9 protein-coding genes and 1 pseudogene are annotated in these 14,373 nt (G+C 51.8%); all 10 read left to right on the forward strand.

Annotated elements, in window-relative coordinates; all coding sequences use genetic code 11:
- The first annotated feature begins 292 nt into the window (after positions 1-292).
- The 10 genes and pseudogenes from KR51_RS08170 (at position 293) to KR51_RS08210 (ending at position 14,256) form a co-directional block, all read left to right on the forward strand.
- The gene (locus KR51_RS08170; RefSeq protein ID WP_022606669.1) at positions 293-1,783 is read left to right on the forward strand and encodes a TIR domain-containing protein; all 1,491 of its coding nucleotides are present in this window, start codon (positions 293-295) and stop codon (positions 1,781-1,783) included.
- A 435-nt stretch (positions 1,784-2,218) separates the two neighbouring features.
- Positions 2,219-5,290, forward strand: coding sequence for a type I restriction endonuclease subunit R (locus KR51_RS08175; RefSeq protein ID WP_040655630.1), 3,072 nt, complete (start codon positions 2,219-2,221; stop codon positions 5,288-5,290).
- 130 nt (positions 5,291-5,420) lie between these two features.
- Complete coding sequence (locus KR51_RS08180) at positions 5,421-6,635, forward strand: restriction endonuclease subunit S (RefSeq protein ID WP_198016730.1); 1,215 nt, start codon at positions 5,421-5,423, stop codon at positions 6,633-6,635.
- Positions 6,632-7,879: an ATP-binding protein gene (locus KR51_RS08185; protein ID WP_022606675.1), complete on the forward strand. Its 1,248-nt coding sequence runs from the start codon at positions 6,632-6,634 to the stop codon at positions 7,877-7,879. The genes KR51_RS08180 and KR51_RS08185 overlap by 4 nt, the downstream gene beginning before the upstream one ends.
- Positions 7,880-7,887: 8 nt before the next feature.
- Positions 7,888-9,516, forward strand: coding sequence for a type I restriction-modification system subunit M (locus tag KR51_RS08190; RefSeq protein ID WP_022606676.1), 1,629 nt, complete (start codon positions 7,888-7,890; stop codon positions 9,514-9,516).
- A 346-nt stretch (positions 9,517-9,862) separates the two neighbouring features.
- Complete coding sequence (locus tag KR51_RS08195) at positions 9,863-10,369, forward strand: hypothetical protein (protein WP_022606678.1); 507 nt, start codon at positions 9,863-9,865, stop codon at positions 10,367-10,369.
- 218 nt (positions 10,370-10,587) lie between these two features.
- Positions 10,588-10,770, forward strand: a pseudogene (locus KR51_RS08200) (IS256 family transposase); the annotation flags it as partial.
- 471 nt (positions 10,771-11,241) lie between these two features.
- Entirely contained in the window at positions 11,242-12,171 is a 930-nt protein-coding gene (locus KR51_RS08205; RefSeq protein ID WP_040655632.1) for an endonuclease/exonuclease/phosphatase family protein, read from the forward strand.
- A gap of 355 nt (positions 12,172-12,526) precedes the next feature.
- A complete protein-coding gene (locus KR51_RS21245; RefSeq protein ID WP_084202427.1) occupies positions 12,527-12,796 on the forward strand; it encodes a DUF4236 domain-containing protein in 270 nt (89 codons plus the stop codon).
- A 212-nt stretch (positions 12,797-13,008) separates the two neighbouring features.
- The gene (locus tag KR51_RS08210; protein WP_156915031.1) at positions 13,009-14,256 is read left to right on the forward strand and encodes a hypothetical protein; all 1,248 of its coding nucleotides are present in this window, start codon (positions 13,009-13,011) and stop codon (positions 14,254-14,256) included.
- Positions 14,257-14,373 lie beyond the last annotated feature (117 nt).

A 14,373-nucleotide genomic window follows, 5' to 3' on the forward strand; every position in this document is an offset into this window, starting at 1 on the left:
GCTTGCACACTGACACTCGGCGATCACTTACCTGTTGTGTGTTTTAGTTTATTGCTCGCGCCGGTGAAGCAACCCGTCAGGCTTCCGCCCGTTCTCCTCAGTTACCGTCTCGGTTGAAGGTTTGTTTCAAGGGTTGGCTTGTTGAGAGGCGATTGGTTATGCTTTCAAAAAGCAAGTCACTGCAAACCTAACTCGGCGCCGGAGCCGACAGTCGGAACTCAATCCGCTCGGCCTTCTGCCCCTGCTGCGGCTCACCTTCTGGACGTTATACGGCTGAAACGAAGGCTAGCGAATGGAAACGATCACGAAGCGTAAACTGCTAGAGGATGTCTTTAAGACCGGCGGCTTACCAACATACACATTTGTAAAACCCGTCGAGTATGCCTCGTTATTGATCGCCCTTCGGACTCCTGGTCGAGGTGTCGTCGTTGAAGGCCCATCCGGTATCGGGAAAACCACAGCCGTCACCCAGATCCTCAACGAACTTGGTATTAGCGACTCTGTAATGTCGCTGTCCGCTCGAAAACGCGACGACGTTGCCCAGATCAAGGCCATTCTGAGTGGTGCAGATCTTGGAACTGTCATCATTGACGATTTTCACAAGCTTGATGATGCGACGACGCAAGAAATCGCAGACTTCATGAAGGTGATTGCCGACGAAGAACGCCAAGACGCGAAAATCGTCATCCTTGGTATCAATCGCGCTGGAGAATCACTCGTTCGCTTTGCTCACGACCTCAACAACCGAATCGAGGTTGTAAAATTTGAAGCGAATCCACCTGAAAAGATTGAAGAACTGCTACGTTTGGGTGAAGACGCGCTCAACATCACGATTAATGTCAAGTCAGATGTCATCGAAGCATCCAACGGTGGATTTTACATCGCGCAGGTGCTTGCCCACGAAGTTTGTATCAATGCAGAAATCTTCGAGGAACAGGCAGACCGCACGGAAGTGAATACCAGCTTTGAACTAATCAGAGGTAAAGTATTTGAACGACTAGCCCGAACATTTCGTCAAAGGGCCGAACGTTTCGCTCGTGGCACTCGGTTTCGGCGAGAGGGCCGTGCACCATATCTGCACTTGTTGCATTGGCTTGGGATCTCTGACGATTGGTCGTTGTCGATTGACAAGGCGATTCGAGAGCATCCGCAACATCGTGGAAGCATCGGCCAGATTGCGGATAAGGGCTACCTGAACGATCTGATCTCGGGGGACGAGGAAATCGCAGCCGTCTTGCACTATGACGAGCGTGCGAGACTTTTAACGGTCGAAGATCCTCAGTTTATTTACTTTGCCCGCAACATTTTTTGGGCAAAGTTCGCGTCAGAAATTGGATTTCTTGGAATCAACTTTCCGTCTCGCTACGACATTGCATTGTCGTTTGCGGGTACCGATCGTGCTGTAGCTGAGGGGCTTAACCAGTCTCTTCAAGAAATGGAATTCGAGGTCTTTTACGATAGGAACGAGCAACATCGAATCTTAGCTGAGGATGTCGAGGACTATTTGCGTCCCATTTATCAGTCTGATGCTCAGTACGTCGTAGTCCTACTTGGTCCAGACTTTCCAAAACGTATCTGGACGAAGTTTGAGTCAGAACAATTCCGTGAAAGATTCGGTACTGGTGCAGTGATACCGATATGGTTCAAAAATGCACCACCCGGCATGTTCGACGAAAGCACGCGCGTTGGCGGTCTAGAATACGATCCAGAGAGTGATCTTAACGATCAAATCTCGCATTTCGCCGACACACTTCGGAAGAAAATAGGTGAGTCAAGGGAGTAGGTCGCCCCGCCGTATAACCACTGGGTTGAACCGGAGCCCTCAAACACGTCTTTTTTGTACACAATGTCTTTCGTTCGGGCCCGGTTAACCCGCGCGTTAGGCTTTCGCCCTTTCTCGTCAGTTTCAGTCTCAGTTGAAGAGTTATTTCAGGGGTTGGCTTGTTGGGAAGCGATCGGTTTTTTCTTCAGCAAGCAAGTCACTGCAAACCTGACTCGGCGCCGGAGCCGACAGTCGGAACTCAATCCTCTCGGCCTTCTGCCCTTGCTGCGGCTCACCTTCTGGACGTTAGGCCGATATACAAAAAGCGAGCTGAGTACTGATGGACTAGACGCCCCCACCGAAAAAAGTCGATGTCGCAGCGCTCGAAAAGTGTCTGTAGGATGGGGTTGCTCAATTCCGCATCCCGTTCAACGCTCATCTTCGCAACTGACCACTATGCCAACTGACTCAAATAGCAACGACCCACCATCCCAGACCCCGCCCTCCGTCCTCCGAGAGGGCGGCATCGAATACGGCTTCATCGGCACGCTCCAAAAGCTCAAATACGAATATCGCCTAGACATCACCGATCGCGCCTCCCTGGAAAGAAACTTCCGCAAGAAATTCGAGTCTCTCAACCGTTGTCGCCTTACCGATTCCGAGTTTGCCCGCCTGCTGGATGAAATCGTCAGCCCAGATGTCTTCAGCGCGGCTAAGACTCTGCGCGAAATCAATGCCTTCACCCGTGACGATGGCACCCCGCTCAACTACACCCTGGTGAACCTCAAAGACTGGTGCAAAAACACCTTTGAGGTTGTTAACCAACTGCGCATCAACACCGACAACAGCCACCACCGCTACGATGTGCTGATTTTGATCAATGGTGTGCCCGCTGTGCAGATCGAGCTGAAGACCCTCGGCATCAGCCCGCGTCGGGCGATGGAGCAGATTGTCGAATACAAAAACGACGCGGGCAACGGTTACACCAAGACCCTGCTTTGTTTTCTCCAGCTCTTTATTGTCAGCAATCGCGATCGCACCTATTACTTCGCTAACAACAACACCCGCCACTTCGCTTTCAATGCCGAGGAGCGTTTCCTGCCCATCTATGAGTTCGCGGACGAGGCGAACCAGAAAATCACCCACCTGAACGACTTTGCCGCTCGCTTTTTGCAAAAGTGCGCCTTGGGCAAGACTGTCAGCCGCTACATGGTGCTGATCCAGAGCGAGCAAAAGCTGATGATCATGCGGCCCTACCAGGTCTATGCCGTGCAGCGGATCGTGCAGTGCATTGAGGACGATGGGGGGAACGGCTACATCTGGCACACCACCGGCAGCGGCAAAACGCTGACATCCTTCAAAGCCTCTACCCTGCTCAAGCTCAATGACCATATCCACAAATGCCTGTTCGTGGTGGATCGAAAAGACCTCGATCGCCAGACCCGCGAGGAATTTAACAAGTTCCAAGCGGGCTGCGTGGAGGAAAACACCAACACCGCCGCCCTCGTGCGCCGACTACTCTCGGAGGACTATGCGGACAAGGTGATCGTCACCACGATCCAGAAGCTCGGCCTGGCGCTGGATGAAAACAGCAAGCGTAACAAGCACCGCCGCAAAAGGGGCCAAGCCACCTACAAGGATCAGCTTGAGGCGCTGAAAGACAAACGCATTGTCTTGATTTTCGATGAATGCCACCGATCGCAGTTCGGCGAGAATCACAAGGCCATCAAAGAGTTTTTTCCCAAGGCTCAACTTTTTGGCTTCACGGGCACGCCGATCTTTGAGGCCAATGCCACCCTAAAACAGATCGAGGGCACCCAGGCATCGATGCGCACCACGGAAGACCTCTTCCAGAAGCCGCTCCACGCTTACACCATCACCCACGCGATCGAAGACGGTAACGTGCTCCGCTTCCATGTGGACTACTTCAAGCCCAAGGAAGAAAAGGGCAAAAAGCCGCCTAAGCCCGGTGAAGCGATCGCCAAGCGCGCTGTAATTGAGGCCATCCTGGCCAAGCATGATGCGGCCACCGCTGGCCGCCGGTTCAATGCCATCCTGGCCACCGCCTCGATTAATGATGCGATCGAATACTACGGTCTGTTCAAGACAATGCAGGCCGAGAAGCAGGCCGCCGATCCGGAGTTCAGGCCGCTGAATATCGCCTGTGTGTTTTCGCCGCCCGCTGAGGGTGACAAGGACGTACGCCAGATCCAGGAAGACCTGCCCCAGGAAAAGGCCGATAACGAAGAAGACCCTGAGGGCAAAAAAGCTGCGCTCAAGGCTATCCTGTCAGACTACAACCGCCGCTATGGTGGCAATCACAAGCTCAGTGAGTTTGACCTTTACTATCAGGACGTGCAGAAGCGCATTAAGGATCAGCAGTGGCCCAATGCCGACTTCCCCCCGGCGCAGAAGATCGACATCACGATCGTGGTGGATATGCTGCTCACGGGTTTTGATTCCAAATACCTGAATACGCTCTATGTGGATAAGAATCTAAAGTACCACGGCTTGATCCAGGCATTTTCTCGCACGAATCGCGTGCTCAATGGCACGAAGCCCTACGGCAATATCCTCGACTTTCGTCAGCAGCAGGAGGCTGTGGATGCAGCGATCGCCCTCTTCTCTGGGGAAAAGACCAGCGAGCAGGCGCGGGAAATTTGGCTGGTGGACAAGGCTCCGGTGGTGATCCAGCAGTTGGAGGCGGCTGTGCAGCGGCTCGACAGCTTCATGCAATCTCAGGGGCTTACCACCGCACCGGAGGCTGTGCCGAACCTGAAGGGTGATGAGGCCCGCGCTGCTTTCTGCACCCAATACAAGGAAGTCCAGCGGCTCAAGACGCAGCTCGACCAATACACTGACCTCACCGAGGAAAATAAAGCCGCGATCGCAAAAGTGCTGCCAGAGGAGCGGCATCGGGGCTTTAAGGGGGCGTATTTGGAGACGGCTCAGCGGCTGAAGGCGCAGCAGGGTAAGGGCAAGGGTGCTGCTCAGCCGGTGCCAGACGATGTGGATCAGCTCGATTTTGAGTTTGTGCTCTTTGCCTCGGCGGTGATTGATTACGACTACATCATGGGGCTGATTGCTAAGTTCTCGGCTCCAGGTTCGGGCAAGGCGAAGATGAGCCGGGAGGCGCTGATCGGCTTGATCAGTGCTGATGCTAAGTTTGTGAATGAGCGTGAGGATATTGCGGCTTACATTGGCACGCTGAAGGCGGGGGAGGGGTTGAGCGAAACGGCTATCCGTGAGGGCTATGCCCGCTTTAAGGCAGAGAAGGATGGGCAGGAACTGGCTGCGATCGCGGGTAAGCACGGTATTCCCACTGCGGCGCTGCAAGCTTTTGTGGATAGCATTCTGGAGCGGATGATTTTTGATGGGGAGCAGCTTGGTGACCTGATGGCTCCGCTGGATCTGGGTTGGAAGGCGCGCACTCAGGCTGAGCTTGCGCTGATGGATGACCTTGTGCCGCTGCTGACTAAACGGGCACAGGGGCGGGAGATTTCGGGGTTGAGTGCGTATGAGGAGTAAAAAGAAAGGTGAGAAGTTAGAAGTTAGAAGTGGGAAAGGGCGTCAGGATGAGTCTTTCTCAGTTCAAAATTCTCAATGCTTAATTCCCCGGCTGCGGTTTCCGGAGTTTCGGGGGAAGGAGGGGTGGAAGATGACCCCACTTGGGCAACTTTCCAAATTGGTTCGTGGGCCATTTGGGGGAAGTCTAAAAAAAGAGATATTCGTCTCCACCGGCTATGCTGTCTACGAGCAGCAACACGCTATCTACTCTGACTTCCGAACCTTTAGATACTTCATCACCGAAGAGAAGTTTCGTGAGCTGAGGCGATTCGCAATTGCTGCGAACGACATCATCATGAGCTGCTCAGGAACGATGGGGAAATTCGCGATAATCCCAGACGGCGCAGCGGATGGCGTGATCAATCAAGCGCTACTGAAACTGACACCGAATGGCTACTGCGACATAAGATTTCTCAAAGAGGTTCTCGAACTACCAAGCGTTCAAGAGAAGCTGCTTTCACAATCAGCAGGCGGCGCAATTAAAAATGTTGTCTCCGTGAAGCAAATCAAAGCATTACCTCTGCGACTACCCGGCACTGATGAACAACAAAAAATCGCGGAGTGCCTGAGTTCGGTGGACATGGCGATCGCCGCCCAAGCCCGAAAACTGGACGCGCTCAAGACCCATAAAAAAGGGCTGATGCAGCAGCTTTTCCCCCGCGAAGGCGAAACCCAACCTCGCCTGCGATTTCCCGAGTTTCGGGGGAAGGAGGAGTGGGAGGTGAAGATGCTCGATGAGCTTGTCGATTTTCAATCGGGAGGCACCCCCTCGAAGGCAAATGCTGAATACTGGAATGGCTCGGTTCCTTGGGTGTCTGCAAAAGACATGAAGCAGTTGTTTTTAGCAGATTCAGAAGATCACATCTCGGCATCAGCGGTCGATAATGGCGCGAAACTAGTTCCATCGGGCGCTTTATTGATGCTTGTCCGTGGAATGACTTTACTCAAAGATGTTCCAATCTGCGTTTTGCGCCGCGAGATGAGCTTCAACCAAGATGTCAAAGCGCTTCGCCCCAAGAATAACGTCGATGGTCTGTTTTTGGCATTGTTACTGACGGGTAACAAAAACCGGTTGCTCGAAATGGTCACTATAGCTGGGCACGGCACAGGAAAGCTCGATACCGACGAGTTAAAGACAATGGTGCTAACGCTACCGCGTTCTGCCGAACAACAACACATCGCCAACTGCCTGAGCACCCTCGACGACCTGATCAACGCCGCCACCCAAAAGCTCGAAGCCCTCAAAACCCACAAGCGCGGACTGATGCAGCAGCTTTTCCCATCTCCAGAGGAGGTTAAAGCATGAGCCGTATTCACACCTATCAGAGCTTGCGCACCTTAGTCACCCGCCTGCGCGATGACTTGAACAATCCTAGGAAGCCGACGCAGCTCATCCTCCTCTATGCCTACAACCGCACAGGCAAGACTCGCCTCTCCATGGAGTTCAAGGACGCAGGCAAACGCCGAAACAACGGCGCCGCCGACACCCTCTACTTCAACGCTTTCACCGAAGACCTGTTCACCTGGGAAAACGATCTCGATGGAGACTCCGCCCGCCATCTCCGGCTCAATCCCAACTCCACCTTCTTCAATGGTCTGAGAGACCTTACCCTCGACGAAACGATCGCGGGCTATCTCTACAGCTACGCCGACTTCGATTTCGATATCGATTACACCGAGTGGAAAGTCAGTTTTTCCAAAGAAGTTCTACGGAAGCGACGGGGCGCGGAGCCTGAGCGCGTCCTGGAAACGAACATCAAGATTTCCCGGGGCGAACAGAACATCTTCATCTGGTGCCTCTTCATGGCCATCTGCGAGCGCATGCTCGACGGCCACATCTCCTACCAGTCGAACAAATTCCTCTACATCGACGACCCCATCTCCTCGCTCGATGACAACAACGCCATCGCTGTGGCCTGCGACCTCGCCCAACTGCTGCGCCGCGCCGCCTGCCGCCAAGACCACAATGGCGATCCCGCGCCCATCAAGATCGTCTTCTCCTCACACCACGCCCTTTTCTTCAACGTGATGTGCAATGAGATCGGCAGACCCAAAGCCGGGGAGCCAAAGGTCACTCACAAACGCTACTTCCTCCACCGCCCGAATGGCGACGGTGCCTATACCCTACGCGCCACCGACGACACACCGTATTTTCATCACGTCGCCACGCTCGCAGAACTTCAGCGCGCCGCCCATCCAAGAACGGGCACGCTCTACACATTCCATTTCAACGCGCTGCGGAGCATCATGGAAAAAACCGCCGCCTTTTTCGGCCACCCAGACATCTCTTTTTGCCTCAAAGCCCTAAATAAGGAGGACGATCGAGCGCTCTACAACCGCGCGCTCAACCTCCTGAGCCACGGCAAATACGCCATCCACGAACCCACCGAAATGGGCGACGACAACAAAGACCTGTTCCGGCGCCTACTCACAGACTTTGTGACGACATTCCAATTCGCCCTGCCGGAAATAGTCGAAAATCCACAAGCCGCCGCACCCGCGCCTGCACCCGCTGCATCGCCTCCCGCAGCAACCGTCCCAACCCCATGAGCAACCCCATGAACGACACAAACCAAAAACAACTGGGCAGTATTCTCTGGGGCATCGCCGACCAACTGCGCGGAGCCATGAACGCGGACGACTTCCGCGACTACATGCTCTCCTTCCTCTTCCTGCGCTACCTCTCCGACAACTACGAGACAGCCGCAAAAAAAGAACTAGGACGCGACTATCCTGATTTCCCCTTGGATATTTTGCTCGAACCTGGTGCCGCTACTCCGCTCCAGGCTTGGTATGACGAGAACGAAGCGGATGTCGCGGAATTTGAGAAACAGATGCGCCGCAAGGTGCATTACGTCATCCAGCCAACGCACCTCTGGAACAGCATCGCCCAGCTGGCCCGCACCCAAAACGACGAGCTGCTCAACATTTTGCAGACAGGCTTCAAATACATCGAAGAAGAATCCTTTGAAAGCACCTTCAAGGGACTCTTCTCCGAAATCAATCTTGCCTCCGACAAATTGGGTAAAACCTATGCCGATCGCAACGCCAAACTCTGCACCATCATCCAGAAAATTGCCGAAGGACTAAACGAATTCTCCACCGACATTGATGCCCTGGGCGATGCCTACGAATACCTGATCGGCCAGTTCGCCGCTGGTTCCGGCAAAAAAGCAGGCGAATTCTACACCCCGCAGCAGATTTCCGACATCCTCTCCGCGATCGTCATCCTCGACAGCCAAGAACCCAAAACCGGATCAAAGCAACGCCTCGAAAGACTACTAGACTTCGCCTGCGGCTCCGGCTCCCTGCTGCTCAACGTGCGCAAACGCCTCAAGCACGCAGGCGGCACCATCGGCAAAATCTACGGACAGGAAAAGAACATCACCACCTACAACCTCGCCCGCATGAACATGCTCCTGCATGGCGTCAAGGATACAGAGTTCGAGATCTACCACGGCGACACCCTCACCAACGACTGGGAGATTCTGCGCGAACTCAACCCCGCCAAGCAGCCTGCCTTTGATGCGATTGTCGCCAACCCACCCTTCAGCTACCGCTGGAGCCCCACCGCAAGTATGGGCGACGACGTGCGCTTCAAAAGCCACGGTCTTGCTCCCAAATCCGCCGCCGACTTCGCCTTCCTACTGCATGGCTTCCACTTCCTCAAAGACGAAGGCGTTATGGCCATCATCCTGCCCCACGGTGTACTCTTCCGGGGCGGTGCCGAGCAACGCATCCGCACTAAGCTGCTCAAAGACGGCCACATCGACACCGTAATCGGCCTGCCCGCCAACCTGTTCTACTCCACCGGCATCCCCGTCTGCATCCTCGTGCTCAAACGGTGCAAGAAGCCAGACGACCTGCTCTTCATCAACGCCGCCCAACAGTTCGAGAAAGGCAAACGCCAGAACCAGCTCAAGCCCGAGCACATCACCAAAATCATCGAGACCTACCAATTCCGCAAAGAGGAACCACGCTACGCCCGCCGGGTGGATATGACGGAGATCGAAAAGAACGACTTCAACCTGAACATTTCCCGCTATGTCAGCACGGCGCTCCCCGAAGAGGAGATTGATTTGACTGCAATTCATGCCGAGCTGACGGAAATCGAGGGCACGATTCAAACGGCAACGGCCCAGCACAATGCGTTCCTGAAAGAGCTGGGACTGCCTCTGCTGCCCTGAAGTGCAGATGACCCGTCCAACCATCAACTCGCCGCTTAAGAGACCTGATCTGCCAGCCGCCTAACAACACCCACGCACACCGACCACTCAGCGTTGATTAGTTGTCATGCAAAAGTGATCTGCGGCGGGTGATGGGCACCGTTAGGCTTTCGCCCGTTCTCCCCAGTTACTATCTCGTCTAAAGAGTTGTTTCAGGGGTTGGCTTGTTGAGAAGCGATCGGTTATTTTTTAGCAAGCAAGTCACTGCAAACCTAACTCGGCGCCGGAGCCGACAGTCGGAACTCAATCCTCTCGGTCTTCTGCCCCGGCTGCGGCTCACCTTCTGGACGTTAGGCGACCTTGGCTAGTGAGAAGCGAGATACGAAACGAGATCTGGTCCCTGGCTGCCTCGAGCTTCCAGCACGATGACGGATCTCTGCCGGGCATAGAGCTGGCTAATTTGCTGCCAGGCGAGGTGCCCGCCCTCTATGAGTTCCTTCGCGACAGGTCCCAGATCGAGGGTGAGATGCCGACATTCTGGGATCACGAGCTGGAGCAGAACAGGCCCATATCCTCAGTGGAGAATCCAGCAAGCCTGGTGGTCTCGGGGCGCGCTGACTGCTTTCATTACTGCATCTCCGGAGTGTCCGTTGCCGGGACGGAGTTGCCAGTACTGGGAGTCTTCGTATTCCCAGATTCGGTCGAACTCGACTACAGAATGGGCGAAAATTGGAGGCAGGCCCAGGTTCTCGGCCTGTTCTCGCTTCTCAAGGAACTCCTATCGCTGACACACTCGGCTACGCTGAGGCCGACTTACGACGGCCCACCGGACCCCGGGTCATTCATGGCCGCCTGGAAACTGTTCAACGCCTGAGGACAGCAGAAGAATGCCTCCAGTACCATTGTGGGAGAGGTCGCCTAACAAATCATTGCAGCGGACCCAACCGTCCGCTTCGCGGCCGGCTGGGCCGCTGAATTCAGGCCGTTAGGCTTTCGCCCGGTCTCCTCAGTTTCAATCTCAGTTGAAGAGTTATTTCAGGGGTTGGCTTGTTGGGAGGCGATCGGTTATTCTTCTTGCAAGCAAGCCACTGCGGCTGTATTTCTAAGGAAACTAACCTGGCACTGGTGTTCAAACTGGTCAAGAGCACTCAGAAGAGTTGGCTCAGGATTCGAGGCTTTAAACACCTAGCTGACGTGATTGAAGGAGTTCCATTCAAAGATGGATGTCGAGTCGATGACAACACCGATGTGACCCAGATGCAGGATGCCGCCTAGCTTTTAGCCATACACCAGATTTGACAATATCTCTGTTCGTCCCCCTGCTCGCTGAAGTTGTAGCGATATACCATCTAACTTCGGCTTTCAACGAACTCGCCGGGGAGGACACCGCTCTCCCTGAAGCGCTCACTCCACATCTACTCCTGTCTGGCCGCGCATCCGGAATCGCTCTGCTATAAGCATGCGTGGCCTGTTATGCTGTGGTTGCGCACGGTTTGAATGGGATGCCTCGTACGAGTTGATTTATGACCGTCGCCAGCATTGCGTTCTTCGGGTGGCTTGGGCTAGCTGTGGAGTGGCTTTGGCGGCGACCCCCGATTGTGTCTACTGTAGGCGTCGCACTTTACTCGAAACGGAGCGCCCCAGAAGAAACCTAACAAGAGGTGCAGCCAACCCTTAACCCCTCAGTCACGGATCCTGCGGAACAGGATCGGCGCCTTCGGGCAGGTGGCCGACCCTGGAAGTTAGTTGATTTTAGAGAAAGAGTTGTTCGTAATGGTCAATATGCTGAAAAAAACTCTTACATCTGTTTGCTTGGGACTTTCCCTATTCGTGGGGCTTGTTTTCATAAATATTACTCCTGCCTTAGCCCAAACTAACCAGGAAGCCATTAATGTCCTTTTTTGGAATGTAGAAAGTGGTGGTAGCGATTCAGCTGTAATTGAGGATGAGATTGCTGACCTGGAGGACCAAGAGGGTCCATTTGATTTGATCGGTTTGACAGAGGTTCGTGAAGCCGATGCTACTGGTTATGTTCTTGCATTTGGAAGTAACTACACGGGAATTACCAGTGAGTCGGGTGGTGGTGACCGAATGGTTATCGTCTTCAACCGGGATCGTTTTGCCTTAAAACAAACCACAGAATTAGTTGAGCATAAAGGTGTAGCTCTAAATTTCATCAATAGAGGTGGCAATTTGCGTTTCCGTTCACCATTTGTTGCAACGTTGAACGATCGGTTAACTGGACGGAATCTATTACTTATGGTGAATCATTTAGCTCGTAACAATGGCAGTAATAGCCAAGGTGGTTTTAGAGCACAACAAGCTGAAGGCCTTGTAGCCTGGGCAGAGGACCAGGCTTTACCCATCATTATGGGCGGCGATCTGAATTTGGACTTTAACCTTGACAGTGGTGAGGGTAACGAATCATTTCAGATTCTTTTTGGAGAGGATGATTCGGATAATGAAGAGTACCGATGGATTCGTCCTCAGCCTCTGGTACAAACCAACTTTAGCAATAACCGTTTCCCTGACAGTATTCTGGACTTTGTAACAGTAGCAAGCCAATCTGAAAACTTTCAGGTCATTGAGTCCCGAGTAATTGTTCGTCCTGGGGACTTTCCTGATGACAGCAGAACAAGTGATCATCGTCCTGTTTTTGCAGTTTTGAAACCGTAGATATTGCTACCACTTCAGCCCTCTGGGCTCCAGCAAGGTCGCATGCGGCAGACTTCTTCTCCCACGTATCTCGTCAGGCTCACTTGGTCGATCGCTTTTTTTGCATAGGATTGGAGGGCAGTCGACTTCGTCAAATTAAAGGACTAGCGAGGGGTTGCTTGCCTAACTCTTCGCTGGAGTCGAACGCTCAGGTATACACGATGTCTGTGGGATTTATAGTCCCTTTGGCGCCGCTCAGCTCAAGAACGTTGGTCTTTTCACTATCTCATTTTTTGAGTTTTTCGCGCATAAGTATGGATATCATATAGACCGTAAACTACTTTAGGCGAGTTATGGGATTTCGGTTTAGAAAAAAATAAAGCTCCTGCCTGGTGTATCTATTAATTTGTCCAAATCTGGTATTTCGACGAGTGTAAAAGTTGGTCCATTTAGTTGGAACTCCAGGACTCAAAAGACTTCGGTCAACTTACCCGGACCTTTTTCATGTCAATCATCATTGGGAAAATCGAAGGGTTTGACGAAAGCGAATTTAGTCACCCTGGCGAAACAGGCAGGGATCAAGGGTTACTCTAAACTTAAAAAACAAGAGCTGCAAGTACTCCTTCAAAAGCATGGTATTTTGTAAATCAGAAATGACTTAACCGAGAATATCTTTTCACTGAATATCGGGCGATCGACTCGAGCGTAAACCCCAACTAATTCTTGTCTCCAGTCTAATTACCCCATGTAGCGGGGCGCTCAGGCATAGGCGGCTTGTTATTTATTCAACTATCGTTCGCGCCCCATATGGCAACCCGTTAGGAGCCTGCCTGTTTACCAATATCTGAGTTAAGCTACTTGGAATATTTGGCTTTAGTGATGATTATGAATGCTCCATATATTCGCATCAAACTCAAAAGTGTTCAATATCTCAGGGGATTCATTGGCTATGATTTCACAGTTGCTTTAACTCCCGTATCAGTGTCTTCTATCTCGGTTGCACTAAACGTCAGATTGAAGCGGGGAGAAACTAAGTCTTTAGATCTGGAAGTTCTCGAACTATCGTCTAATACAACTTTTAACCCTTTTACTGATAAGTTTAAGCTTGAATCTCGAGTGACGGAATCAGGGTCTGACGAAACTTTTCCAGATAATTCCCTGACAGCCTTTGAGTTGTCACCACCCACTAAAAGCCAGGAAGATCTTTCCCCTAACCAGAAAACTTGGACTCATGAACGAGAACAAATTATTGAAGAAACAGGGGGCAATCAGTATACTACGCCAAGTGTCACGCTCAAGTTTGTCTTTGAGATCGAAATAAAACAATCGGCAGATCTAACTTCCGATGAGCGAGATGATTTTCCTTTTGGTATAGATGGGGGATTTGATAGTCTCCTTCAAAGTAAAATGATGGCCTCTCGTATTACAGAATTGAGAGAATATGCTAGAGATCGGGCTGCTGGAGTTAGTAATTTCTGTGATTTTCGTAATCTACTGACCTCCATAGATAATATCAACAGCAGTGAACGAGATACAATTCTAAATGATTTTGAGAAGATGGTTGTGTGGCTTGAGATATTTCAAGACCACACTGACAGAGCTGTTCTAACAACAATACCTGTGATAAATAGAACTATTATTTCGTTTAGGCATCTTGACCTTCGAGGGCTTGGCTCAGGCTTTACTTCCTTGCAAGATAGAGCAGTTGCAAATGTTCCTGCTCATATTGTCATTCCGGTAGAAGATGGGCATCATGGTCTTGCTAGCCATATTAGCCACGATCTCAAAGTCCCCGTACCCACAGATCTGCCTAGTTGGGCAAAATTTGAGTCAATACCGCTTATCGGTGGGTTTACTGAAGGGAGTATGGAGAGGAATGAATGGTGGCACTCTTGGCCAACTCTCGATAGTGCTATAACTGATAATGACCCAAGATTCATTTCTGAAGGTTATATACGTATATATACTGCCGAGCGTGAAGGTACTATTTCAGATGCAAGAGCATCATTGGGGACGATCGAAGCTTTCCGAGCCTATAGAAAATCCGGATTCAGTAACTATGCCGCTAAGTGGATTAGCACATTTATAGATCTACAAGAATGTTGAACTATTTATCTATATCTATCATGCTAGGATCTAAGCTGTCAGATGATTATTAGGAAAAGATCTTCTTACTCAATAAAGCTTTGGTACTTACTCTGGACAACATGGGCATTATCACTC

Origin of the sequence: Rubidibacter lacunae KORDI 51-2 (assembly GCF_000473895.1) — a bacterium.
In the GTDB taxonomy this organism is placed as follows: domain Bacteria; phylum Cyanobacteriota; class Cyanobacteriia; order Cyanobacteriales; family Rubidibacteraceae; genus Rubidibacter; species Rubidibacter lacunae.